The 22,897-nt window shown below is 71.6% G+C and carries 21 protein-coding genes; 13 read left to right on the top strand and 8 right to left on the bottom strand.

The features are described from left to right. Nucleotides 1-124 precede the first annotated feature (124 nt). The 4 genes from NMK44_RS14075 to NMK44_RS14060 form a co-directional block, all read right to left on the bottom strand. Nucleotides 125-2,539, bottom strand: a complete 2,415-nt coding sequence (locus NMK44_RS14075; protein WP_254742528.1) for a Tex family protein — start codon at nt 2,537-2,539, stop codon at nt 125-127. Nucleotides 2,540-2,638: 99 nt separating this feature from the next. Continuing rightward, nucleotides 2,639-2,779, bottom strand: coding sequence for an LPFR motif small protein (locus tag NMK44_RS14070; RefSeq protein ID WP_254742525.1), 141 nt, complete (start codon nt 2,777-2,779; stop codon nt 2,639-2,641). Nucleotides 2,780-3,001: 222 nt separating this feature from the next. Then, a complete protein-coding gene (locus tag NMK44_RS14065; protein ID WP_254742523.1) occupies nt 3,002-3,865 on the bottom strand; it encodes an SCO6745 family protein in 864 nt (287 codons plus the stop codon). A 66-nt stretch (nt 3,866-3,931) separates the two neighbouring features. Continuing rightward, on the bottom strand, nt 3,932-4,690 hold the full coding sequence (locus NMK44_RS14060; RefSeq protein ID WP_254742521.1) for an enoyl-CoA hydratase/isomerase family protein: 759 nt from the start codon (nt 4,688-4,690) through the stop codon (nt 3,932-3,934). 225 nt (nt 4,691-4,915) lie between these two features. Here NMK44_RS14060 and NMK44_RS14055 point away from each other — a divergent pair, with 225 nt between their 5' ends. Continuing rightward, a complete protein-coding gene (locus NMK44_RS14055) occupies nt 4,916-5,422 on the top strand; it encodes an ATP-binding protein (RefSeq protein WP_254742519.1) in 507 nt (168 codons plus the stop codon). Here NMK44_RS14055 and idi read toward each other — a convergent pair. From idi to galE, 3 genes are all read right to left on the bottom strand, one after another. After that, nucleotides 5,397-6,008 (bottom strand): isopentenyl-diphosphate Delta-isomerase, encoded by a 612-nt coding sequence (gene idi / locus NMK44_RS14050; RefSeq protein WP_254742517.1) that lies wholly within the window; start codon nt 6,006-6,008, stop codon nt 5,397-5,399. The two genes, NMK44_RS14055 and idi, sit on opposite strands and share 26 nt — an antisense overlap. 78 nt (nt 6,009-6,086) lie before the next feature. Continuing rightward, nucleotides 6,087-7,010: a cation diffusion facilitator family transporter gene (locus NMK44_RS14045; protein ID WP_254742515.1), complete on the bottom strand. Its 924-nt coding sequence runs from the start codon at nt 7,008-7,010 to the stop codon at nt 6,087-6,089. 90 nt (nt 7,011-7,100) lie between these two features. Continuing rightward, the gene (gene galE / locus NMK44_RS14040; RefSeq protein WP_254742513.1) at nt 7,101-8,084 is read right to left on the bottom strand and encodes a UDP-glucose 4-epimerase GalE; all 984 of its coding nucleotides are present in this window, start codon (nt 8,082-8,084) and stop codon (nt 7,101-7,103) included. A gap of 271 nt (nt 8,085-8,355) precedes the next feature. Here galE and NMK44_RS14035 point away from each other — a divergent pair, with 271 nt between their 5' ends. The 7 genes from NMK44_RS14035 to NMK44_RS14005 all read left to right on the top strand — a co-directional run bounded on the left by NMK44_RS14035 (nt 8,356) and on the right by NMK44_RS14005 (nt 15,547). Continuing rightward, a complete protein-coding gene (locus tag NMK44_RS14035; protein WP_254742640.1) occupies nt 8,356-10,242 on the top strand; it encodes a DUF5941 domain-containing protein in 1,887 nt (628 codons plus the stop codon). Beyond that, a complete protein-coding gene (locus NMK44_RS14030) occupies nt 10,239-10,991 on the top strand; it encodes a phosphocholine cytidylyltransferase family protein (RefSeq protein ID WP_254742510.1) in 753 nt (250 codons plus the stop codon). The genes NMK44_RS14035 and NMK44_RS14030 overlap by 4 nt, the downstream gene beginning before the upstream one ends. After that, entirely contained in the window at nt 10,979-12,052 is a 1,074-nt protein-coding gene (locus NMK44_RS14025) for an iron-containing alcohol dehydrogenase family protein (RefSeq protein WP_254742507.1), read from the top strand. The genes NMK44_RS14030 and NMK44_RS14025 overlap by 13 nt, the downstream gene beginning before the upstream one ends. Next, nucleotides 12,018-12,809, top strand: a complete 792-nt coding sequence (locus NMK44_RS14020) for a CDP-alcohol phosphatidyltransferase family protein (RefSeq protein ID WP_254742504.1) — start codon at nt 12,018-12,020, stop codon at nt 12,807-12,809. The genes NMK44_RS14025 and NMK44_RS14020 overlap by 35 nt, the downstream gene beginning before the upstream one ends. A gap of 11 nt (nt 12,810-12,820) precedes the next feature. Continuing rightward, nucleotides 12,821-13,693 carry a glycosyltransferase family 2 protein gene (locus NMK44_RS14015; RefSeq protein ID WP_254742637.1) on the top strand — a complete coding sequence of 291 codons (873 nt, stop codon included), beginning with the start codon at nt 12,821-12,823 and terminating at the stop codon, nt 13,691-13,693. A gap of 80 nt (nt 13,694-13,773) precedes the next feature. Beyond that, the gene (locus NMK44_RS14010; RefSeq protein ID WP_254742501.1) at nt 13,774-14,703 is read left to right on the top strand and encodes an ABC transporter permease; all 930 of its coding nucleotides are present in this window, start codon (nt 13,774-13,776) and stop codon (nt 14,701-14,703) included. A gap of 43 nt (nt 14,704-14,746) precedes the next feature. Beyond that, nucleotides 14,747-15,547, top strand: coding sequence for an ABC transporter ATP-binding protein (locus NMK44_RS14005; RefSeq protein ID WP_254742635.1), 801 nt, complete (start codon nt 14,747-14,749; stop codon nt 15,545-15,547). A 417-nt stretch (nt 15,548-15,964) separates the two neighbouring features. Here NMK44_RS14005 and NMK44_RS14000 read toward each other — a convergent pair whose 3' ends face one another. Beyond that, nucleotides 15,965-16,702 (bottom strand): RNA polymerase sigma factor, encoded by a 738-nt coding sequence (locus NMK44_RS14000; RefSeq protein ID WP_254742498.1) that lies wholly within the window; start codon nt 16,700-16,702, stop codon nt 15,965-15,967. 544 nt (nt 16,703-17,246) lie between these two features. Here NMK44_RS14000 and NMK44_RS13995 point away from each other — a divergent pair. From NMK44_RS13995 to NMK44_RS13975, 5 genes are all read left to right on the top strand, one after another. After that, nucleotides 17,247-17,939 (top strand): TetR/AcrR family transcriptional regulator, encoded by a 693-nt coding sequence (locus tag NMK44_RS13995; RefSeq protein ID WP_254742495.1) that lies wholly within the window; start codon nt 17,247-17,249, stop codon nt 17,937-17,939. A gap of 441 nt (nt 17,940-18,380) precedes the next feature. After that, nucleotides 18,381-19,244 carry a squalene synthase HpnC gene (hpnC, locus tag NMK44_RS13990; RefSeq protein ID WP_254742632.1) on the top strand — a complete coding sequence of 288 codons (864 nt, stop codon included), beginning with the start codon at nt 18,381-18,383 and terminating at the stop codon, nt 19,242-19,244. Beyond that, the gene (hpnD, locus tag NMK44_RS13985) at nt 19,241-20,206 is read left to right on the top strand and encodes a presqualene diphosphate synthase HpnD (RefSeq protein ID WP_374215267.1); all 966 of its coding nucleotides are present in this window, start codon (nt 19,241-19,243) and stop codon (nt 20,204-20,206) included. The genes hpnC and hpnD overlap by 4 nt, the downstream gene beginning before the upstream one ends. Continuing rightward, complete coding sequence (gene hpnE / locus NMK44_RS13980) at nt 20,203-21,702, top strand: hydroxysqualene dehydroxylase HpnE (RefSeq protein WP_254742489.1); 1,500 nt, start codon at nt 20,203-20,205, stop codon at nt 21,700-21,702. The genes hpnD and hpnE overlap by 4 nt, the downstream gene beginning before the upstream one ends. Beyond that, a complete protein-coding gene (locus tag NMK44_RS13975) occupies nt 21,699-22,796 on the top strand; it encodes a polyprenyl synthetase family protein (RefSeq protein ID WP_254742486.1) in 1,098 nt (365 codons plus the stop codon). The genes hpnE and NMK44_RS13975 overlap by 4 nt, the downstream gene beginning before the upstream one ends. Nucleotides 22,797-22,897: the final 101 nt, after the last annotated feature.

Genomic DNA, 22,897 nt, shown 5'->3' with positions numbered 1-22,897 from the left:
CCGGCCCGCCCCCCCCCGGTCCCCGGCCGGCCCGGGGGCGGCAACGGCCGTGGCCCGGCGAGCTGTGCTCGCCGGGCCACCTGTCCTCCGCGTATCGCGGTATCGCGGTATCGCGCCGTGTCCGTCAGCGTCGCTTGGGGTCCAGCAGACCCGCCCGCCGCAGCGCGTCGGCCATCGCGCCGTTCGCCGGGGCGGCGTCACGGCCGCCGCCGCGGCCGCCCTGGCGCTGCTGCGGGGCGCCCCGGCGGCCACCGCCGCGCGGTCCGCGGCCGTTGTCCGAACGGCCCTTGTCCGAGCGTCCGTTGTCGGCGCGGCCCCGGTCCCGGTCGCGGCCACCGCCGCCACCGGACCCGCCGCCCGCCTCGTCGTCGAGTCGCAGCGTCAGCGAGATCCGCTTGCGCGGGATGTCCACGTCCAGCACCTTCACCCGCACGATGTCACCCGGCTTCACCACGTCCCGCGGGTCCTTGACGAACGTCTTGGACATCGCGGAGACATGGACCAGACCGTCCTGGTGCACCCCGACGTCCACGAACGCACCGAACGCGGCCACGTTGGTCACCACGCCCTCCAGGACCATCCCGGACGTCAGGTCGCCGATCTTCTCGACGCCCTCCTTGAACGTGGCGGTCTTGAACGCGGGTCGCGGGTCGCGGCCCGGCTTCTCCAGCTCCTTGAGGATGTCCGTGACCGTCGGCAGACCGAAGGCGTCATCGACGAACTCGTCGGGGCGCAGACCGCGCAGCACCGCCGTGTTGCCGATCAGCGAGGTGACCTCGCCGCCCGCCGAGCCGACCATCCGGCGCACCACCGGATACGCCTCGGGGTGCACGCTGGAGGCGTCCAGCGGATCGTCGCCGCCGCGGATCCGCAGGAAGCCCGCGCACTGCTCGTACGCCTTGGGGCCGAGCCGGGACACGCCCTTGAGTGCGGTGCGGCTGCGGAAGGGGCCGTTGGCGTCGCGGTGGGAGACGATGTTCTCGGCGAGCCCGGCGCCGATCCCGGAGACCCGGCTGAGCAGCGGGGCGGAGGCGGTGTTGACGTCCACTCCGACGCCGTTCACACAGTCCTCGACCACCGCGTCCAGCGAGCGCGAGAGCTTCACCTCGGACAGGTCGTGCTGGTACTGGCCGACACCGATCGACTTGGGGTCGATCTTCACCAGCTCGGCCAGCGGGTCCTGGAGCCGCCGTGCGATCGACACCGCGCCGCGCAGCGAGACATCGAGGTCCGGCAGCTCCTGGGAGGCGAAGGCCGAGGCCGAGTACACCGAGGCGCCCGCCTCCGAGACCATGACCTTGGTGAGCCCCAGCTCCGGGTGGTTGGCGCACAGATCGCCCGCCAGCTTGTCGGTCTCGCGGGAGGCCGTGCCGTTGCCGATCGCGATCAGCTCGACGCCGTGCTCACGTGCCAGCCGGGCCAGGGTGGCCAGGGACGCGTCCCACTGGTTGCGGGGGACATGCGGGTAGATGGTGTCGGTGGCGGCCACCTTGCCGGTGGCGTCCACGACGGCCACCTTCACACCGGTGCGGAAGCCGGGGTCGAGGCCCATCGTGGCGCGGGTGCCCGCCGGGGCGGCGAGCAGCAGATCGCGCAGATTGGCGGCGAAGACGCGCACCGCCTCGTCCTCGGCTGCCTGCCGCAGCCGCAGCCGCAGATCGATGCCGAGATGGACCAGGACCCGGGTGCGCCAGGCCCAGCGGACCGTGTCCAGCAGCCACGGGTCGGCCGGGCGGCCGCGGTCCGCGATACCGAACCGCCGGGCGATGGCCTGCTCGTAGGAGGTGCGGCCGTCCTCCGGTTCGTCACCCGGACCGGCGGGCTCCAGGGCGAGGTCGAGGACCTCCTCCTTCTCACCGCGGAACATCGCCAGCACCCGGTGCGAGGGCAGCTCGGTGAACGGCTCGGAGAAGTCGAAGTAGTCGGCGAACTTGGCGCCCGCCTCCTCCTTGCCCTCCCGCACCTTGGTGGCCGCCCGGCCGCGCTCCCACATCCGCTCGCGCAACTCGCCGATGAGGTCCGCGTCCTCCCCGAACCGCTCGGTGAGGATGGCCCGCGCGCCCTCCAGCGCGGCGGCGGGATCCGCGACGCCCTTGTCGGCGTCCACGAAGGCGGCCGCGGCGGCGGTGGGCTCCACGGAGGGATCGCCCAGCAGCCCGTCGGCCAGCGGCTCCAGACCCGCCTCACGGGCGATCTGCGCCTTGGTACGGCGCTTGGGCTTGAAGGGGAGGTAGATGTCCTCCAGCCGCGCCTTGGAGTCGGCGCCGCGGATCTGGGCCTCCAGGGCCTCGTCCAGCTTGCCCTGGGACCGCACCGATTCCAGGATCGCGGCGCGCCGCTCCTCCAGCTCGCGCAGGTAGCGCAGCCGCTCCTCGAGGGAGCGCAGCTGCGCGTCGTCGAGCATCTCCGTCGCTTCCTTGCGGTAGCGCGCGATGAACGGCACGGTAGAGCCGCCGTCGAGCAGCTCGACGGCGGCTTTGACCTGCCGTTCCCGTACGCCGAGTTCTTCGGCGATCCTGCCTTCGATGGACGTCGTCACGATCACGCTCCGCTTCCGGTCTGCACTGCCTCTGCATTGTGGCAGGTGGCACCGACGAAGCGGTCGCGGGCGGCGGATTACGGCGGGGCGGACGCAGGGTCAGACGTGACGGCGGCGTCCACCGCGCACCGTGTCCGAGGCACCGCCGAAGAGGCGGGCCACGGCCCGGAAGGGGAGCGTCACCACGGCGGCGAGGGTGGAACCGATGGCGCGGAAAACGTCGGCGATGGCGCGGAACACGAGATTCTCCAATCAGTTGCTGGCGTCGGATCGGCAACCGCCGCCGGGCGCCGCACGTACGCGGGGCACGGGCACTCGCCGGCGTGCGCGGCGCGCGGTTGAGCACCCGGTTCAGGGCGGCCGATCGCGCACATTCATCGGGTATCCCGACCCGGGCACGACAAACCCCGGCCGTCCGCGACCGGGGTCACGGACGGCCGGGGCACGGGTCGCCGAGGGCGGTCAGCGCTTGCCGATGAGGTCGGCGGGGAAGGCGCCGCGCTCCAGGGCGGTCGTGGTGAAGGCCCCGGCCAGTTCGGTCAGCCGGGCCACGCCCGCCGCGCCGAGGTGCTCGTACGGCGCCGCGTCCAGACGGTCCGTCTCGTTCTCCAGCGCGGCGCGCAGCTCGGTGCCCGCGTCGGTCAGCTCGTTGTCCGCGGTCAGCAGCCCGCGGTCGCGCAGCCGGTCCTGGGCGGCGGTCCACTCGTCCTCGTTCCAGCCGCGGGTGCGCAGGATCCACTTGGGGGACATGCCCTTGCCGGACGCGGCGTGGCTGGCCAGTGCCTCCACCCCGTCGAGTCCGGCGCCGACCAGCGTCATCAGGTGGCTGTCGCCGCGGTGTTCGCGCAGCAGCGTGGCGGCGTGCCACAACGCCAGATGGGGGGCGTCCGGGGTGGGCAGGTCGGCGTGCGCCGCGTACAGCGGGCGGGCGGCGCGGGAACACGCCTCCGTGGCGCGCAGGGCCAGCTCGGCCGCCTCGGCCATCTCCTTGGACGCGACGGTCTCGTCGCCCAGCACCCGCCGCAGCACCGAGTCGGCCGCGCGCAGCCGGGCCTCCAGGGCGGCCTCGGGGGAGATCACGTCCCACACCTTGGGCAGATGACGGGCGATGAGCTCGTGCTTGAAGTTGTAGAAGGTGGCGGTGACGACCCCCGCGCCGACCCGCCCGAACGCCGCCGCACGGCTCACGAAGTAGACGGCCCCGCGCTCCTCCATGCCCAGCCGGGCGAGTTCATGGCCGTAGTCCGGGGCGAAGTAGACGGCCGAGTGGAGCGGGTTGACGACGGTGTGACAGCGGCGTGCGGCGCGCTCGGGGAGTGAGGTCATACGCCGCACGTTACCGGCAGGTAGGAGGTGCCGGAAGGCCGGGCTTCCGACCGGTCGGTACGGCCCTCAGCCCGCCGGGGGCGTCCAGCGGAACCGGGGGGTCCGGCGGGCCAGGAACGCGGCCACGCCCTCCTCGGCCTCACCGCTGGTCCGCGCCTGCTCGCGCCAGTGGGCCACCCGCTCCGGATCCGCTGGACCGGCCGCGAACTCCTTCGCCGCCGCCTGGGTGAGTGGGGACCGCGCGACCAGTACCCGGGTGAACTCGGCCACCCGCTGGTCCAGACCGCCCGCCGGGAGCACCTCGTCCACCAGCCCGGTGCGCAGCGCCCGGCCGGTGTCGATCAGCTCCCCGGAGAACAGCAGGTACTTCGCGGTCGCCGGTCCGACCAGCTCCACCAGCCGCCCGGTGGAGCCGGGGGGATAGACGATCCCCAGCTTGGCGGGGGTGATCCCGAACCGGGCGCCCTCCTCCGCGAACCGCAGATCACAGGCGGCCGCGAGCTGGCAGCCGCCGCCCACGCAGGAGCCGCGCACCGCGGCGAGGGTCGGCTTGGGGAAGGCGGCGAGGGCCTCCTCGGCGGGCAGCGCGGCCCCGGTGGTCTCCTCGAAGCTGGTGCTCAGCGCCCCGATGTCGGCGCCCGCGCAGAAGGTGTCCCCGTCGCCGGTGAGCACCAGCGCGCGGACGGCCGGGTCGGCGGCGAGCCGGGTCAGCAGCGGGGGCAGGGCGTGCCACATGCCGGGAGTCATCGCATTGCGCTTGGCGGGGTTGCTGATGACGACGGTCGCTATGCCGTCGGCGATGCGGTGCTGCAGACAGGGCTCCATGCGGCGGATCGTATCCGGGCCGGTCGGGACATCCCGGACTAGGGATGTTCACCAGGGTTGGCCCCAGGCGGGCGGGAATGATCCTTCGCGTGACGCTGGCATACGCCAACGATCAAAAGCAATCGATAGGCGTTAACTTCTAATCAGTTCGCCGGTCCGTACCAACGGATTCCCAACACTCGACGGGAGTGGTGGTCGGGCCGCGGCGATGGGTGGGTATCGGACATGGAGATCGTCGGAAGAATCCCCTCGGAGCAGGGACACGCGCCGCCGCGCAGACCTCCCGTCTACGACGGGGTGTGGCGGTTCACGGCGCCCGCCCTGGACTCCTCCGTACCGCAGGCCCGGCACGCCGTGCGCGACCTGCTGATCCGTCAGCGGGTGCCGGTCCACGGCGAGCTGGTGCCCAATCTGCTGCTGATCGTCTCCGAGCTGGTGACCAACGCGGTGCGGCACGCCGCGCTGCTCTCCCCGGAGATCGCCGTCGAGGTGTCCATCGGCCCGGACTGGGTCCGGGTGGCCGTCGAGGACAACCACCCCTACCGCCCGGTGGCGCTCGCCGCCGACCAGGGCGGCACCGGCGGGCGCGGCCTGCTGCTGGTCCAGGCGATCACCGAGGAGACCGGCGGGGTCTACGACGTGGACCACACGGCGGACGGCGGCAAGGCGGTCTGGGCCGCCCTGCCGCTGCTTCCCGCAGGGGCTCCTACCAGCCCGCAGCCGCCCCGGTGAGCTCCCGGATCGCCGGCCGGGCCGCGTCCAGCACCGTCGGGAACCAGGCCGAGAACGGATGGTCGGCGCGCAGCCGGTCCAGCTCCTGAGGGGTGACGAAGGCGGTCTCGCCGATCTCCGTCGGATCCGGGGCGGGCGTCGCCCGGACCAGCCCCGCGAAGAGGTGGTTGTACTCCTGCTCCACCAGCCCGGACGCCGGGTCCGGATGGTTGTAGCGGACCGTGCCCGCCTCGCGCATCAGCGCGGGCGCCACCCCCAGCTCCTCACCGGTGCGCCGGGCCGCCGCGACGAACGGCGGCTCACCCGGGTAGGGGTGGCCGCAGCAGGTGTTGGACCACACACCGGGGGAGTGGTACTTGCCCAGCGCCCGCCGCTGCAGCAGCAGCCGTCCGGCCTCGTCGAAGAGGAAGACGGAGAACGCCCGGTGCAGCCGGCCGGGGGCGAGGTGCGCGGAGAGCTTCTCCGCGGTGCCGATCGTCGTGCCGTCCTCGTCGACCAGCTCAAGCATGATCGGTTCGGTGGAACCGTTCGGCGCGGGGGGCGCAGCGGTCTCGGCGGAGCGGCCGTTGGGCGGTGTGATCGGCATGAGCATCCTCGTCGTTGCGACTCTTGAGCGTTCAAGTCTGCCGCACATGTACCCCTGGTTCGCGTCAGTGGCGCAGCGTCAGTGGCACAGCTTGGCTTCGTGATCAGCATGCCCACCCGGTTCGAGCTGGAACGTGCAGTGCGCGACGTCGAAATGACGTCCCAGACAGCCCTGGAGGGCGTGCAGCATCTCCTCGTGGCCCACCTCGCCCAGCGCCCCGCGGTCGACGACCACATGGGCGGAGAGCACCGGCATACCGGAGGTGATCGTCCACACATGCAGATCGTGCAGCCCCTCGACCCCGGGGAGGGCGAGGATATGGGCGCGGACCGCGTCCATGTCGACGTCCTTGGGCGCCGCCTCCAGCAGCACGTTCAGCGTCTCCCGCAGCAGTCTGAAGGTGCGCGGCACGATCATGAGTGCGATCAGCAGCGAGGCGATCGGATCGGCCGTCCGCCATCCGGTGGTCAGGATGATCACCGCGGACACCAGCACCGCCACCGAGCCAAGCGCGTCCGCCAGCACCTCCAGATAGGCGCCGCGGACGTTCAGGCTCTCCCGCTGCCCGCCGACCAGCAGCACCAGCGAGACCGCGTTCGCGGCCAGGCCGATGGCGCCGAAGACGATCGTCAGCCCGCCGTCGGTGGACGGGGGGTGCAGAAACCGCAGTACCGCCTCGTAGAGGATGTAGCCGCCGACGCCGAACAGCAGCAGACAGTTGCCGAGCGCGGCCAGGATCTCCGCGCGGGCATAGCCGTAGGTGCGGCGCGGGCTGGGCGGACGGCCCGCGAAGTGGATCGCCAGCAGTGCCATCGCCAGCCCGAGCGCGTCGGTCGCCATATGCCCGGCGTCCGCCAGCAGCGCCAGTGAGTCCGCGAGCAGTCCGCCGACGACCTCCACGGCCATCACCGCCACGGTGATCGCCAGCGCGATCCGCAGCCGCCACCGGTGGGCGGCGCCCGCGGTGGCCAGGCCGCGGCCGTGGTCGTGACCCGCACCCATGCCTCTACGGCCCTCCTCCCGCACCGCCGTCCCCTGAAACCAGTGAACTACGGCCGGGGGCGGGACCGGCGGTCAGCCGCGCCGCACGGGTCAGCCGCGCGCCTGAGGGTGGTGCAGGCACCAGCCCTCCCACGCCGACTCCACCATCGCGCGGACCCCGTGGCGGGCGTGCCAGCCCAGTTCCTTGGCGATCAGCTCGGTGGACCCCACGACCGCGGCTGGATCGCCCGCCCGCCGCGGCTCCACCACCGGGCTGAGCTCCGGACGTCCGGTGATCTCTCCGATGAGATCCGCCATCTCGCGCACCGAGACACCCTGACCGGTGCCGATGTTCACGGTCAGATCGCCCGGCTCCGGCTGTGTGGCCAGCCGCCGGGCCACCGCCAGATGGGCCGAGGCCAGATCCTCGACGTGGATGTAGTCCCGGACACAGGTGCCGTCGGGGGTGGCGTAGTCATCGCCGAAGATCCGCGGGGCCTCACCATGGGTGATCCGCTCGAACATCATCGGGATGATGTTGAACACCCCGGTGTCCGCCAGCTCCGGCCGGGCGGCACCGGCCACATTGAAGTAGCGCAGACAGCCGGTGGACAGCCCATGGGCCCGGCTCACCGCTCTGACCAGCCATTCCCCGGCCAGTTTGGTCTCCCCGTAGGGATTGATCGGCGCACAGGGCAGGTCCTCGGTGACCAGTTCCACATCCGGCGTGCCGTAGACCGCGGCGGAGGAGGAGAAGAGGAAGCTGCCGACCCCGGCCGCGACCACCGCCTCCAGCAGCACCGTGAGGCCGTGCACGTTCTCGCGGTAGTAGCGCAGCGGCTGCTCCACGGACTCCCCGACCTGCTTCCTGGCCGCGAGGTGCACCACGCCGGTCACCTCCAGCTCGGCGAAGGTGCGGTCCAGCAGCTCGCGGTCGAGCGTGGTCCCGTGCACCAGCGGCACCCCGGCGGGCAGCCGGTCCCGGACCCCGCTGGACAGGTCGTCGAGCACGGCCACGGACTCACCCGCCCCGGCCATGGCCCGCACGACATGCGAACCGATGTATCCGGCACCACCTGTGATCAGCCATGTCATGACCGCACCCTATCCACCGTCGCCGGGCCCTCGGGGTTTGTCGTGGACAGCCGCCATCCACCATGATGATCGACGGCGGGGTGGAAGCGATCGTTCCCCCGATCGGGCGATGAATGTGCGGTGAACGGGCGCTTCCCTCGATCCGATAGCCTCTGCCGACGTGCCGCCCGCCCCGCCCGGGGCCGGGGCGTGCGATGCCCGTTGCCCGGAGGGCCCTGGGCCTGTGCCACACGGCACGGCCACCTCGTCAGCTGCCAAGGAGTGAGTTCGTCTGCCGACCGCGATTCTCACCGGTGACCCGGTCGCGGGCTCGTCCCTCGAGGACGACCTGCGGTCGCTGGGCTTCGACGTGCGCAGGACGCGCGACGCGGCCGGAGCGGCGGCGGAGCTCGCCGCCGTCCCGGCGCGCGAGCGGGTCGCCCTCGTCGACGCCCGTTTCGTGGGCCACGTCCACGCGCTGCGCCTGGCGCTGACCGACCCCCGCTTCCCCGCCGCCGCCGTACCCGGCGCGCTCGGCGTCCAGCCCGAGGCCCGCGCCGCGCTCAGCCGCGTGGTGACAACCGCCACTCCCGCCCCGGAGACGGCCGCCGTACCGGCCCTGGAGCCCGCGGCCCCCGGCCCGGCCCCCGCCGACGGTGAGCTCCACGCCGCCGGTGTGACGACGGCCACCGGCGCGGTGCTGCCCGACGACCTCGCCACCGCCCTCGGCGCCGAGGGCGTCACCCCGCACCGGCCCGAGCTCGGTGTGCTCGTCGCCGCGGTGCCCGGGGACACCCTGGAGCGCGCCCGGACCCGGGACGCCGTCGACGCGGTCGACGACGAGCGCGTCCGGCTGCGCACCGCGGTGAAGTCGCGCGACGGCTTCTTCACCACCTTCTGCATCAGCCCCTACTCGCGCTACATCGCCCGCTGGTGCGCCCGGCGCGGACTGACCCCCAATCAGGTCACCACCGCCTCCCTGCTCACCGCCCTCATCGCGGCGGCCTGCGCGGCCACCGGCACCCGGCCCGGCTTCATCTCGGCCGGGGTCCTGCTGCTCGCCTCGTTCGTCCTCGACTGCACCGACGGCCAGTTGGCCCGCTACTCGCTGCAGTACTCCACGCTCGGCGCCTGGCTGGACGCGACGTTCGACCGGGCCAAGGAGTACGCGTACTACGCGGGGCTCGCCCTCGGTGCCGCCCGCGGCGGCGGCCATGACGACGTCTGGGCGCTCGCGCTGGGCGCGATGGTCCTCCAGACCTGCCGCCATGTCGTGGACTTCTCCTTCAACGAGGCCAACCACGACGCCACCGGCAACAGCAGCCCCACCGCCGCCCTCTCCGACCGCCTCGACAGCGTCGGCTGGACGGTCTGGCTGCGCCGGATGATCGTGCTGCCGATCGGTGAGCGCTGGGCGATGATCGCCGTGCTCACCGCGTGCACCACGCCCCGCATCACCCTCTGGGTCCTGATCCTCGGCTGTGCGCTGGCGGCCTGCTACACCACCGCGGGCCGGGTGCTGCGCTCGCTCACCCGCCGTGCCGAGCGCACCGAGCGCGCGGCACGGGCGCTGGCGGAGCTGGCGGACTCCGGACCCGTGGCCGAACTGATCGCCAAGGTGGCCGCCCGCCGCCCGCGCGGCTTCCTGGCCCCGCTGCTCGCGGCCCTGGGCGCCGCGCTGCTGGTGTCCTGCGCCGCGGCCGCTCCCGGCGGCTGGCTGCCGGTGGCCGCGGCCGGCGGATACGCGCTGTGCGCGGGCCTCGCCGTGGCCGCGCCGCTGACCGGCCCGCTGGACTGGCTGGTGCCGCCGGTCTTCCGCGCCGCCGAATACGGCACCATCCTGATCCTGGCCGCCCGCTCCGAGGCGAACGGTGCCTTGCCGGCGGCTTTCGGCCTGGTGGCCGCGGTCGCCTACCATCACTACGACACGGTGTACCGCATCCGCGGCGGCACCGGGGCGCCGCCGCACTGGCTGGTACGGGCGATCGGCGGGCACGAGGGGCGGATCCTGGCGGTCACGGTCGCCGCCGCCCTGCTGCACGACCAGAACCACGGTTTCACCCTCGCGCTGACCGCGTTCGCGGCGGCCTTCGCGCTGGCGGTGCTCATCGAGAGCGTCCGCTTCTGGGTGTCCTCCGGAGCACCCGCAGTACACGACGAAACAGGAGAACCCGCATGATCGGCCTCGTGCTGGCCGCCGGCGCCGGACGGCGTCTGCGCCCCTACACCGACACCCTCCCCAAGGCCCTGGTGCCCGTGGGACCCGAAGGGAAGGAAGGCGAGACCACCGTCCTCGACCTGACCCTCGGCAACTTCGCGGAGATCGGTCTGACCGAGGTGGCGATCGTCGTCGGCTACCGCAAGGAGGCCGTGTACGAGCGCAAGGAGGCCCTGGAGCAGAAGTACGGCCTCAAGCTCACCCTGATCGACAACGACAAGGCCGAGGAGTGGAACAACGCCTACTCCCTGTGGTGCGCCCGTGACGCCATCAAGCACTCGGTGATCCTCGCCAACGGCGACACCGTGCACCCGGTCTCCGTCGAGAAGACCCTGCTCGCCGCGCGCGGCAACGGCCAGAAGATCATCCTCGCGCTGGACACGGTGAAGCAGCTCGCCGACGAGGAGATGAAGGTCGTCGTGGACCCCGCCAAGGGCGTCCAGAAGATCACCAAGCTGATGGACCCCGCCGAGGCGACCGGTGAGTACATCGGCGTCACCCTCATCGAGGGCGAGGCCGCCGCCGACCTGGCCGACGCGCTGAAGACCACCTTCGAGCGCGACCCCGACCTCTACTACGAGGACGGCTACCAGGAGCTGGTCAACCGCGGCTTCAAGGTCGACGTGGCCCCCATCGGCGAGGTGAAGTGGGTCGAGATCGACAACCATGACGATCTGGCGAAGGGCCGTGAGATCGCGTGCCAGTACTGACGAGGCTCATCCCCTCGCCGCTGGTCGTCGACATCCGCCGGGGCGCTCTGGACGACCTGGCGGGCGTCCTCGCGGACCAGCGGATCTCGTCCTCCGGCAAGCTGGCCATCGCGATCAGCGGCGGCTCCGGAGCCGTGCTGCGCGAGCGGCTGACCCCGGCCCTTCCCGGCGCGAGCTGGTACGAGGTCGGGGGCGGCACCCTGGATGACGCGATCAAGCTGGCCGACGCCATGAAGTCCGGCCACTACGACGCGGTCGTGGGGCTCGGCGGCGGCAAGATCATCGACTGTGCGAAGTTCGCCGCGGCGCGCATCGGCCTCCCGCTGGTCGCCGTCGCCACCAACCTCTCGCACGACGGTCTGTGCTCACCGGTCGCGACCCTCGACAACGACGCGGGCCGCGGCTCGTACGGGGTGCCCAACCCGATCGCCGTGGTCATCGACCTCGATGTGATCCGCGAGGCCCCCGTGCGCTTCGTGCGCTCCGGTATCGGCGACGCCCTGTCCAACATCTCCGCGGTCGCGGACTGGGAGCTGGCCAACCGCGAGACGGGCGAGCAGATCGACGGCCTCGCGGCCGCGATGGCGCGCCAGGCGGGCGAGGCCGTGCTGCGGCACCCGGGCGGCGTCGGCGACGACGGCTTCCTCCAGGTGCTGGCCGAGGGTCTGGTGCTCACCGGTATCTCGATGTCGGTCGCGGGGGACTCCCGTCCGGCCTCCGGTGCCTGCCACGAGATCAACCACGCCTTCGACCTCCTCTTCCCCAAGCGCGCGGCGAGCCACGGCGAGCAGTGCGGACTGGGGGGTGCCTTCGCGATGCACCTGCGCGGTGCGCACGAGGAGTCGGTGTTCATGGCCCAGGTGCTGCGCCGGCACGGACTCCCGGTGCTGCCCGAGGAAATCGGCTTCACCATCGATGAGTTCGTGCAGGTGGTGGAGTTCGCTCCGAAGACCCGCCCCGGGCGCTACACCATCCTCGAGCACCTCGACCTCTCATCCGACGCGATCAGGGACGCATACGCCGACTATGCCAAAGCAGTCAGTCAAGCCATCAGTGGCTGAACTCCGCCCGGTCGTTCACCCCGCGGGGGTGAAGGACCGGCGGAGCGGTGAGCACTGGGCCGGGCGCCTCTATATGCGCGAGATCTCGCTGCGCTGCGACCGGTACCTGGTGAACACGCGGGTCACGCCCAACCAGCTGACCTATCTGATGACCGTCTTCGGCGTCCTCGCCGCCCCGGCCCTGCTGGTGCCCGGGGTCGTGGGCGCCGTGCTCGGTGTGCTGATGGTCCAGCTCTATCTGCTGCTGGACTGCGTCGACGGTGAGATAGCCCGCTGGAAGAAGCAGTTCTCGCTGAGCGGTGTGTACCTGGACCGCGTCGGCGCCTATCTGTGCGACGCCGCGGTGCTCGTCGGCTTCGGTCTGCGCGCGGCCGATCTGTGGGGCTCCGGGCGGATCGACTGGCTGTGGGCCTTCCTCGGCACGCTCGCCGCCCTCGGCGCCATCCTGATCAAGGCCGAGACCGACCTCGTCGGCGTGGCCCGGCACCAGGGCGGTCTTCCGCCGGTCAAGGAGGCGGCCTCCGAGCCGCGTTCGTCCGGTATGGCGCTGGCCCGCAAGGCGGCCGCGGCGCTGAAGTTCCACCGGCTGGTGCTCGGCGTCGAGGCGTCGCTGGTCATCCTCGCGGCCGCGGTCGCGGACCAGGTGCGCGGCGACCTGTTCTTCACCCGGCTGGGCGTTGCCGTACTGGCGGGTATCGCCGTACTGCAAACCCTTCTTCACCTCGTGTCCATCCTCGCGTCGAGCAGGCTCAAGTGAGCGGCGCCACGATGACGGTCGGCGCGGTTGTCCTGACCATGGGCAACCGCCCCGAGGAGCTGCGCGCCCTGCTCGACTCGGTCGCCAAGCAGGACGGCGATCCGATCGAGGTGGTCGTGGTGGGCAACGGTTCGCCGCTGCCCGAGCTCCCCGAAGGCGTACGGACCGTCGAGCTGCCCGAGAACGTGGGCATCCCGGCGGGCCGCAATGTCGGTATCGAGGCGTTCGGACCGGGCGGATCAGAAGTCGATGTACTGCTCTTCCTCGACGACGACGGGCTGCTGCCCGGGGTCGACACGGCCGAACTGTGCCGTCAGGCGTTCAGCGCGGACCCGAAGCTGGGGATCATCTCCTTCCGGATCGCCGATCCCGAGACCGGTGTCACCCAGCGTCGCCACGTACCCCGGCTGCGCGCCTCGGACCCGATGCGGTCCTCCCGGGTCACCACCTTCCTGGGCGGTGCCAATGCGGTCCGCACCACGGTGTTCCAGCAGGTCGGCGGGTTGCCGGATGAGTTCTTCTACGCCCATGAGGAGACCGACCTCGCCTGGCGGGCGCTGGATGCCGGCTGGATGATCGACTACCGGTCCGACATGGTGCTGCACCACCCGACCACCGCCCCGAGCAGGCACGCGGTCTACCACCGCATGGTGGCCCGCAACCGGGTCTGGCTGGCCCGGCGCAACCTCCCCGCCCTGCTGGTACCGGTCTACCTGGGTGTCTGGCTGCTGCTCACGCTGGCCAGGCGTCCCTCGAAGACCGCGCTCCGTGCCTGGCTGGGCGGGTTCCGTGAGGGCTGGAAGACCTCGTGCGGTCCCCGCCGGCCCATGAAGTGGCGTACGGTATGGCGCCTGACCCGACTGGGCCGCCCTCCGGTCATCTGACAAGCTCGTAACTGATACGCATCGGGCGCGACCCGGGGCGCCGCCCCTGTCAGCGCACCCTGAGGACGAAAGTGTCAACTGTGAGCGAGATTACGCACGACAGTGCGGTCGCCGTGAGTCCCACCTCACCCGACGACGGCCTGTCCCCGGCCGAGCTGGCCCGTAAGCACGGGCTGGAGGTCAGCGGTGCCCGGGTGGGGCTGGGCGACTACGTCCGGCAGATGTGGGGCCGGCGTCACTTCATCCTGGCCTTCTCGCAGGCCAAGCTCACGGCCCAGTACAGCCAGGCCAAGCTGGGTCAGCTCTGGCAGGTGGCGACCCCGCTGCTGAACGCCGCGGTGTACTTCTTCATCTTCGGCCTGCTGCTGGGCGGCAGGGGCGGGCTGGAGAACGAGCAGTACATCCCGTTCCTGGTGACGGGTGTGTTCGTCTTCACCTTCACCCAGAACTCGGCGATGGCCGGGGTGCGGGCGATCTCGGGGAACCTGGGCCTGGTGCGGGCGCTGCACTTCCCGCGGGCCTCGCTGCCGATCTCCTTCTCGCTCCAGCAGCTCCAGCAGCTGCTGTTCTCGATGATCGTGCTGCTGGTGGTGCTGCTGGGCTTCGGGCACTTCCCGGACCTGTCCTGGCTGCTGATCGTCCCGGTGCTGCTGCTGCAGTTCGTCTTCAACACCGGTGTGGCGCTCATCATGGCGCGGATGGGGTCCAAGACCCCCGACCTGGCGCAGCTCCTGCCGTTCGTCCTGCGTACCTGGATGTACGCGTCCGGTGTGATGTACCCCTTGGAGCACATGCTCAACAAGGCCGGGGCGCACTCCTGGGTCTCGGACGTGCTGCTGGCGAACCCGGCGGCGGTCTACATGGACCTGATGCGTTACGCGCTGATCGACGGCCTGCCTCAGGCCCTGCCCCCGCACGTCTGGGCGCTGGCCCTGGGCTGGGCGGTGCTGGTCGGTGTCGGTGGCTTCGTGTACTTCTGGAAGGCAGAGGAGCAGTACGGCCGTGGCTGAGCAGATTCTCGACAAGGCCGCCAAGGACGGTCCGGCGGACAAGGTGGGCGCAGTGAGCGAGGTCACCTCGACGACCGCCGCGGGGGAACGCATCCCCACGGTCATCGCCGATGACGTGCACATCGTCTACCGGGTCAACGGCGGCCCGCGCGGCAAGGGCAGCGCCACCGCCGCCCTGAGCCGGATGGTCCGCCGGAAGAACGCCCCGGGGATGCGTGAGGTGCACGCGGTGCGCGGGGTCACCTTCGTCGCCTACCGCGGTGAGTCGATCGGTCTGATCGGCTCCAACGGCTCCGGGAAGTCGACCCTCCTCAAGGCCGTCGCGGGGCTGCTGCCGACCGAGCGCGGCAAGGTCTACACCGACGGCCAGCCGTCGCTGCTCGGTGTGAACGCGGCGCTGATGAGCGATCTGACCGGCGAGCGCAACGTGATACTCGGTGGTCTGGCCATGGGGATGTCGCGGGAGCAGATCCGCGAGCGCTACCAGGGCATCGTCGACTTCTCCGGTATCAACGAGAAGGGTGACTTCATCACCCTGCCGATGCGTACCTACTCCTCCGGTATGGCGGCCCGGCTGCGCTTCTCGATCGCCGCGGCCAAGGACCACGATGTGCTGATGATCGACGAGGCGCTGGCCACCGGTGACCGGAAGTTCCAGAAGCGCTCCGAGGCCCGGATCCGCGAGCTGCGCAAGGACGCGGGTACGGTCTTCCTCGTCAGCCACAACAACAAGTCCATCCGGGACACTTGTGACCGGGTGCTGTGGCTGGAGAAGGGGGAGCTGCTGATGGACGGCCCGACCGACGAGGTCATCAAGGCGTATGAGAAGGAGACGGGCAAGTAGCCCCACCCGCCCGCGGTGTACGAGGAGGCCCCGCCGGATCATTCCGGCGGGGCCTCGTCGTACGGTCCCTGTCACCCGAACGGCTGAGCCGTGTATCCACGGCGTCACCTGGCGTATCTGTAGGGATGACCCGGACGGGAGGGTGGGCAGTATGACGAGAACGGCAGTACGCCGCAATATGAGTCACGACAACTCAACCAGCTGGTAAAGACGTTGATACACAATGGTGAAGCTGAATGAGTTGTTGTAGATTGAACCGCTGAGATCAGAGGCCGACGGATGTGGTATGGGACGTGCCCGCCGTCGCGCAGTTGGGAGCCCAAGCGATGGATCATGAGCAAGCGGAATTGTTGGGACGACTGTCCGATGCTCTCGGTCCGGTGCCCCGTGAGGTGATCGAGAATGCGCAGGCGCTTTTCAGAGAAAACGCGACTCGTCGTGGTGCGGACGAGAATGCGGAAGACGGGACGGAGGACCTGAAGGACGAGGTCCACGAGAGCCGTTCGGCCCGAGTTTCTCAGGCGTAGTCCGGCGGCTCACCGCGTAGGCGCGCAGACCGGCTGCCCGGATGTGGGAGACCAGGGCGGAATCGCTTTTCTCCACCCGACTCTGCTCTTGGAGGATCTTCTTCAGATGGGCCAGACAGCGCGACCTGATCGGTCCGATGGAACCGCGCGGCATGGCGAGGGTCTCGCTGATCTCGTCGTAGGACATCGGCGGGTCCGTCACCAACAGGCCCAGGAGCGCCTGGCACTTCGGTGTGAGCGAGCAGAAGGCCGCTAAGACCTCGTCGTCCCGCTCCCGGGCGAGGGCGGCGTCCTCCGGCTGGGGTGCCGAGGTCTCGGGGCGGTCGAACGCCTCGGCCCCGCCGACCGGAATGTTCCGCCCCGACTTCTCCAGGTGCTTGAGGCTCTCCCGGCGTGCCGAGGTGGAGATCCATTGCGCCAGCCGCTCGGGCGAGCGCAGCTTGTCCAGATGCTGTACGACCCGCATCCAGGTCGCCTGGCTGACGTCCGAGCAGTCGGCCGGACTGAGTCGATGTGATCGGGCGATGGCCCAGATGAGTGGCGCATACCGTTCGACGATCCGGTTCCAGCAGTCCTGATCCCCATCAAGGCAGCCGTCTACCAGATCGTTCAATGACCGTGCGTGCACGTATCCCCCCGTGTCTTCATTTTACTCCTGGCGCAACAGCGCGGAACGAATTTGGAATCCCCGGTTCCGTCCGTTCGTCAGGTGTCGCGAGGTGAGCAAAACTCAAATTCACCTCAGCTACGAGTGTTCACTATAGAGCGGCGACAATGGCGCCTGTCAACTGTTTCATGGCCGGTCACACACGTTGACTGGCGGGTAGCCAGTCTTCCGCTGGTGAACCGGAGGAGGGAACCCCTGAACACATGTCCAGGATGTGGATTTCCTCTCTCGAACTGATTGACGCGGGACGGATGTTGGGGTTCCCGGAGGTGTCGCGGAGCCGTCCGACCAGCCGCCCGGCGGGCCGTGCGGCCGGCCCCGGACGGCCGCCGGGGTGCGGTCGCCCCCATGTGTGAACCAGAGGCACCGCCGCTGCTGCTGTTCACTAAACAGAGGCGCTGTATCGTGTGCCTGTACGCCGGGTTGCCGAGCGGCGGGGGATCAGGGAGGGGGACGCGTGTCGCCAGGGGAAGCGCACGTCGCACCGTATTCACGGCGCGAACGGTTGCGCATCGCGACCATCCGCGAGATCAAGGACGTGGCCCGGACGCTCCTGGTCCAGGAGGGCCCGGAGAACGTCACCATCCGGGCCATCGCGCGCGAGATGGGCATGACCGCGCCGGCCGTCTACCGCTACTTCAGTAGCCGTGATGCGCTCATCCTCCAACTGCGGGTGGACATCTTCGAGGAGATGGCCCGCTTCATGCGCGGTGTCCTCGGCAAGCTCCCGGAGGACGAGCCCGGCCGCAGGTTGATCAGCGGCTCCCGGGCGCTGCGGATCTGGGCGATCAAGCACCCCCATGAGTTCGGGCTCATCCTGGGGCCGTGGGCCCCCGGGCTCGGCCGCGAGGAGACCAAGCCCGAGCGCCATATGGGCCTGGTCCTCGGCTCCGTCTTCTCCGATCTGGTCTCCGACCTGTGGCGGCTGCGCGGGTTCCCCGCGCCCGAGGGCTCCGAGCTCGACGCCGGGCTCACCCGTCAGCTGGCCACCCTCAGCGAGGACCAGGACGTGGACATGCCGCCCGGCGCCATCGCGGTCATGCTCCGCTGCTGGGTGCGGCTGTACGGGGTGATCTCCATGGAGGCGCTCGGCCATATGTCCTTCGCCCTGGCCGAGGGGCAGTCCTTCTTCGAGTTCGAGCTGCGCAGCCTGTGCGAGGTGCTCGACATCGAGGAGTTCTACGAGAAGGTCGGCTGACGGCCGGAGGTCCCCGCGCACCGGGCCCGGAACCCGGGCCCCGGCCGCGTCCCCGCACGGGGGCGCGAAGGGGGCACATGGGGGTGTACCCCCGTACATCCGTACACCGCGAGGCGTAAGCTGGAGCAATGCCCATCCGGATCATGCCGGCACCGGACCGTTGTCCCCTGATCGGGGGCTCCGGGCCGGACGCCCTTGACGTGGCGGAGCGGCGTGTCCGGATCGTGCCGACCCTGCCAACCGGTGTAGAACGGGGGATGTGACGGCATTGGCTACACGGCCCCTCTCCAGCGCTCCCACGGGCCCCGGTCGCCGGGACCCGCACGGCGTCCTGGGCCTCGCCCGTAACGCTGGCTGTCCACGGTGACCGTCGAGGACGAGCGCAGCCGTTCCTCTACCACGTCGAGCACCCCGAGCGGCGAGCAGCAGGCCGCCCGCGCCGTGCTCGCCAAGGCCGCGCACGAGAACTTCCCCGTCGCCCCCTTCTTCCTGCCGCGCGCCTGGCGCACCGACCTGATGGCCGTCTACGGCTTCGCCCGGCTGGTGGACGACATCGGCGACGGCGACCTCGCACCCGGCGGGGCCGACGCGGAGCTGCTTGGCCTCGACCGGGCCGCCGCGGACGACACCCCGGCCCTGCTCGATGCCTTCGAGGCCGATCTGCGCCGGGTCTTCGATCCCGCCGCCACCCCGCGCCATCCGCTGCTGCGTGCGCTGCGCCCCACCGTCCGCGCCCACGGCCTCACCCCCGGCCCCTTCCTCGGCCTGATCGAGGCCAACCGCCAGGACCAGCGGGTCCGGCGGTACGCCACCCACCAGGAGCTCCTGGACTACTGCGAGCTGTCGGCCAACCCGGTGGGGCGGCTCGTCCTCGGGATCACCGGCACCGCGAGCCCCGAGCGGATCCGCCGCTCCGACGCGATCTGCACCGCCCTCCAGATCGTCGAGCACCTCCAGGACGTGGCCGAGGACCTGCGCAGGGACCGCGTCTACCTCCCCGCCGAGGACATGAAACGCTTCGGGGTGACCGAGTCCGATCTCACCGCTCCCACCGCAGGCGCATCGGTGCGTGCCCTGGTCGCGTTCGAGGCCGAACGCGCCTGGGACCTGCTGAATGAAGGCACCCCGCTGGTGGGTAGCGTCCACGGCAGACTGAGGGTGCTGCTGGCCGGATTCGTGGCCGGGGGGAGGGCCGCCCTGCGGGCGGTCGCGGCCGCGGGACACGACGTACTCCCTGGACCGCCCAGGCCCACCAAGCTCAGCCTGCTGCGCGAGGTGGGGGCGACACTGCGAAGAGAGGGGTGAGCCGGACCGTGGACGGATCTCCGCACGCGTCCGCGCCGGTGCTCGCGGCGTACCGCTACTGCGAGGCCGTGACCGGGCACCAGGCCCGCAACTTCGCCTACGGCATCCGGCTGCTGCCCACCGAGAAGCGTCACGCGATGTCCGCGCTGTACGCCTTCTCCCGCCGGATCGACGACATCGGCGACGGAGCCCTCGACGCCGAGACCAAGCGCGCCCGGCTCGCGAGCACCCGCACCCTGCTCGGCCGGATCCAGAGCGGCGGGATCGACGAGGACGACACCGATCCGGTCGCCGTCGCGCTCGCCCACGCCGCGCACCGCTTCCCGATCCCGCTCGGCGGGCTCGAGGAGCTGATCGACGGCGTGCTGATGGACGTGGCCGGGCGGACCTACGAGACCTGGGACGACCTCAAGGTCTACTGCCGCTGTGTGGCCGGTGCCATCGGACGGCTCTCCCTCGGCGTCTTCGGGACCGTGCCCGCCGCCGGGCACAGCGAGGACGAGCTCGGCCGCGCCCCCGAGTACGCCGACACCCTCGGCCTCGCCCTCCAGCTGACCAACATCCTGCGGGACGTCCGGGAGGACGCGGCCGCCGGGCGGACCTATCTGCCCGCCGAGGACCTGGCCAAGTTCGGCTGCTCCGCCGCGTTCCGCCGTTCCACCGCCCCGCCCGACGCCGACTTCTCCGGACTGGTCCACTTCGAGGTGCGGCGGGCCCGCGCGCTGTTCGACGAGGGCTTCCGGCTGCTGCCGCTGCTGGACCGCCGCAGCGGGGCGTGTGTGGCCGCCATGGCGGGCATCTACCGCCGGCTGCTGGACCGCATCGCCCGGGACCCGGCGGCCGTCCTGCGCGGCCGCGTCTCGCTGCCCGCCCACGAGAAGGCGTATGTCGCGGTGCGCGGCCTCGCCGGACTCGACGCCCGCACGGTCGCGCGCCGCAGGACCGGGGGGACGCATCGATGACGGCTCCCCTCGTCCGGCCCGGCCACCGGGGCGCGCCCCGGCCGGAGGGTGCCGCGCGCGGCCGCACCGCCCTGGTGATCGGCGGCGGTCTCGCCGGTACCACGGCGGCGCTCGCCCTCGTCGACGCCGGGATGCGGGTGACGCTCCTGGAGGGCCGCCCCCGGCTGGGCGGCCTCGCCTTCTCCTTCCGCCGCTCCTCGGCCGCGGGGGAGCTGACCGTCGACAACGGCCAGCATGTGTATCTGCGCTGCTGCACCGCCTACCAGGGGTTGCTCGACCGGCTGGGCGCGGCCCGACTCGCCCCGCTCCAGAGCCGGTTGGACGTTCCCGTACTGGACGCCGAGGGCCGTCCCGGGCGGCGGCTCGGCCGGCTGCGCCGCACCGCCCTGCCGGTGCCGCTGCACCTGGCGGCGAGTCTGGCCGGCTATCCGCATCTCTCCCTCGCCGAGCGGGCCCGGGTGGGCCGTGCCGCGCTCGCCCTGGGGCGGCTGGATCCCGAGGACCCGGCCCTGGACGGCGAGGACTTCGCGAGCTGGCTGCACCGCCACGGCCAGTCGCCGCGCGCCGTCGAGGCCCTGTGGGACCTGGTCGGTGTGGCCACGCTGAACGCCACCGCGGCCCATGCCTCGCTCGGTCTGGCCGCGATGGTCTTCAAGACCGGACTGCTCTCCGAGGCGGGCGCCGCCGACATCGGCTGGGCCCGCGCCCCGCTCGGTGAGCTGCACGACACCCTCGCCCGCGCCGCGCTGGACACCGCGGGCGTCCGCACCGAGCTGCGCACCCGGGTGACCGCCGTCTCCCGCACACCCGAGGGCCGCTGGCGCCCGCACCCCGCCGACGGGGCCGCCGCCACCCGCCCGCTGGACGACGCCGACGCCGTGGTGCTCGCCGTACCGCAGCACGATGCCCACGCCCTGCTGCCCGACGGCGCCCTCGACGACCCCGGCCGGCTGCTGCGCATCGGCACCGCGCCCATCCTCAATCTGCATGTGATCTACGACCGCACCGTGCTGCGCCGCCCGTTCTTCGCCGCCCTCGGCAGCCCCGTCCAGTGGGTCTTCGACCGCACGGACGCCTCCGGGCTGCGGCAGACCCCCGGCGCCGGGCGGAGCCAGTACCTTGCGGTGTCGCAGTCCGCCGCCCATGAGGACATCGACCGTCCGGTGGCCGAGCTGCGCGCCCGCTATCTGCCCGAGCTGGAGAGGCTGCTGCCCGCCGCCCGCGGCGCGGCGGTGCGGGACTTCTTCGTCACCCGGGAGCGCACCGCCACGTTCGCCCCCGTCCCGGGCGTCGGCCGGCTGCGGCCGTCCGCCCCCACCAACGCGCCCGGCCTCTACCTGGCCGGTGCGTGGACCGCCACCGGCTGGCCCGCGACCATGGAGGGCGCCGTGCGCAGCGGGCTGTCCGCCGCCCGCGCGGCCCTCACCGACATCGGCCGCCCGCATGTGAATCACCTTCCCGCCCCCGGTGGGGAGACGCCCGAGGAGGCGGCATGAGCACCACCACAGAGAACAGAGGAGAGCCCGTGACCCCGGCGACCCCAGCTGTCGACACCGCGAGCGTGAACGCGCTGCTGGAGCGCGGCCGCACGCTTGCCACGCCGGTGCTGCGCGCTGCCGTGGGCCGGCTCGCCCCGCCCATGGACACCGTCGCCGCCTACCACTTCGGCTGGATCGACGCCGAGGGCCACCCCACCGCGGGCGACGGCGGCAAGGCCGTCCGCCCCGCGCTGGCCCTGCTGTCCGCCGAGGCGGCCGGTGCCGCCCCGGAGACCGGGGTGCCCGGTGCGGTCGCGGTCGAGCTGGTCCACAACTTCTCGCTGCTCCACGATGACCTGATGGACGGCGACGAGCAGCGCCGCCACCGCGACACGGTGTGGAAGGTGCACGGTCCGGCCCAGGCCATCCTGGTCGGGGACGCCCTGTTCGCCCTGGCCAACGAAATACTGCTGGAACTGGGCACCGCGGAGGCCGGGCGGGCGACCCGCCGGCTCACCTCCGCCAGCCGGGACCTGATCGACGGTCAGGCCCAGGACATCTCCTACGAGCACCGTGAGCGGGTGACGGTCGAGGAGTGCCTGGAGATGGAGGGCAACAAGACCGGTGCGCTGCTCGCCTGCGCCGCCTCCATCGGCGCCGTCCTCGGCGGGGCCGACGACCGCACCGCCGACGCCCTGGAGCGCTACGGCTACCACCTCGGGCTGGCCTTCCAGGCCGTCGACGATCTGCTCGGCATCTGGGGCGACCCGGAGGCCACCGGCAAGCGCACCTGGAGCGATCTGCGGCAGCGCAAGAAGTCGCTGCCGGTGGTCGCCGCCCTGGCCGCGGGCGGACCGGACTCCGAGCACCTGGCCCAGATCCTGGCGGCCGACGCGCATAAGCCGGAGGCGGAGTTCGCCGACTTCTCCGAGGAGGAGTTCGCCACCCGCGCCGCGCTGATCGAGCAGGCCGGGGGCCGGGACTGGACCTCGCAGGAGGCCCGCCGCCAGCACGCGACCGCGATGGAGGCGCTCGGTGCGGTGGAGATGCCCGCCGCCGTCCGGGCGCAGTTCGTGGCGCTCGCCGACTTCGTCGTGGTCCGGGAGAGATGATCGTCACCGACCGCGCATAGCTCGCAGTCGCCGGCCGGCACCCAAGCCGGGTGCCGGCCGACGGAGGCCCCCAACACCGCCGATAACCCCCCAGACGGGGA

The organism is Streptomyces cucumeris (genome assembly GCF_024295805.1).
Classification (GTDB): domain Bacteria; phylum Actinomycetota; class Actinomycetes; order Streptomycetales; family Streptomycetaceae; genus Streptomyces; species Streptomyces cucumeris.
This window is presented reverse-complemented; position numbering and strand designations above follow the sequence as displayed.

Excerpts from the sequence above, each read along its gene's own strand:
- NMK44_RS14030 (WP_254742510.1), top strand. The coding sequence starts at position 10,239 with ATGATCGGCCTCGTGCTGGCCGCCGGCGCCGGACGGCGTCTGCGCCCC.
- NMK44_RS14055 (WP_254742519.1), top strand. The coding sequence starts at position 4,916 with ATGGAGATCGTCGGAAGAATCCCCTCGGAGCAGGGACACGCGCCGCCG.
- NMK44_RS14015 (WP_254742637.1), top strand. The coding sequence starts at position 12,821 with ATGACGGTCGGCGCGGTTGTCCTGACCATGGGCAACCGCCCCGAGGAG.
- NMK44_RS14065 (WP_254742523.1), bottom strand. The coding sequence starts at position 3,865 with ATGACCTCACTCCCCGAGCGCGCCGCACGCCGCTGTCACACCGTCGTC.
- NMK44_RS14020 (WP_254742504.1), top strand. The coding sequence starts at position 12,018 with ATGCCAAAGCAGTCAGTCAAGCCATCAGTGGCTGAACTCCGCCCGGTC.
- NMK44_RS14045 (WP_254742515.1), bottom strand. The coding sequence starts at position 7,010 with ATGGGTGCGGGTCACGACCACGGCCGCGGCCTGGCCACCGCGGGCGCC.
- NMK44_RS14060 (WP_254742521.1), bottom strand. The coding sequence starts at position 4,690 with ATGGAGCCCTGTCTGCAGCACCGCATCGCCGACGGCATAGCGACCGTC.
- NMK44_RS13975 (WP_254742486.1), top strand. The coding sequence starts at position 21,699 with ATGAGCACCACCACAGAGAACAGAGGAGAGCCCGTGACCCCGGCGACC.
- idi (WP_254742517.1), bottom strand. The coding sequence starts at position 6,008 with ATGCCGATCACACCGCCCAACGGCCGCTCCGCCGAGACCGCTGCGCCC.
- galE (WP_254742513.1), bottom strand. The coding sequence starts at position 8,084 with ATGACATGGCTGATCACAGGTGGTGCCGGATACATCGGTTCGCATGTC.
- hpnE (WP_254742489.1), top strand. The coding sequence starts at position 20,203 with ATGACGGCTCCCCTCGTCCGGCCCGGCCACCGGGGCGCGCCCCGGCCG.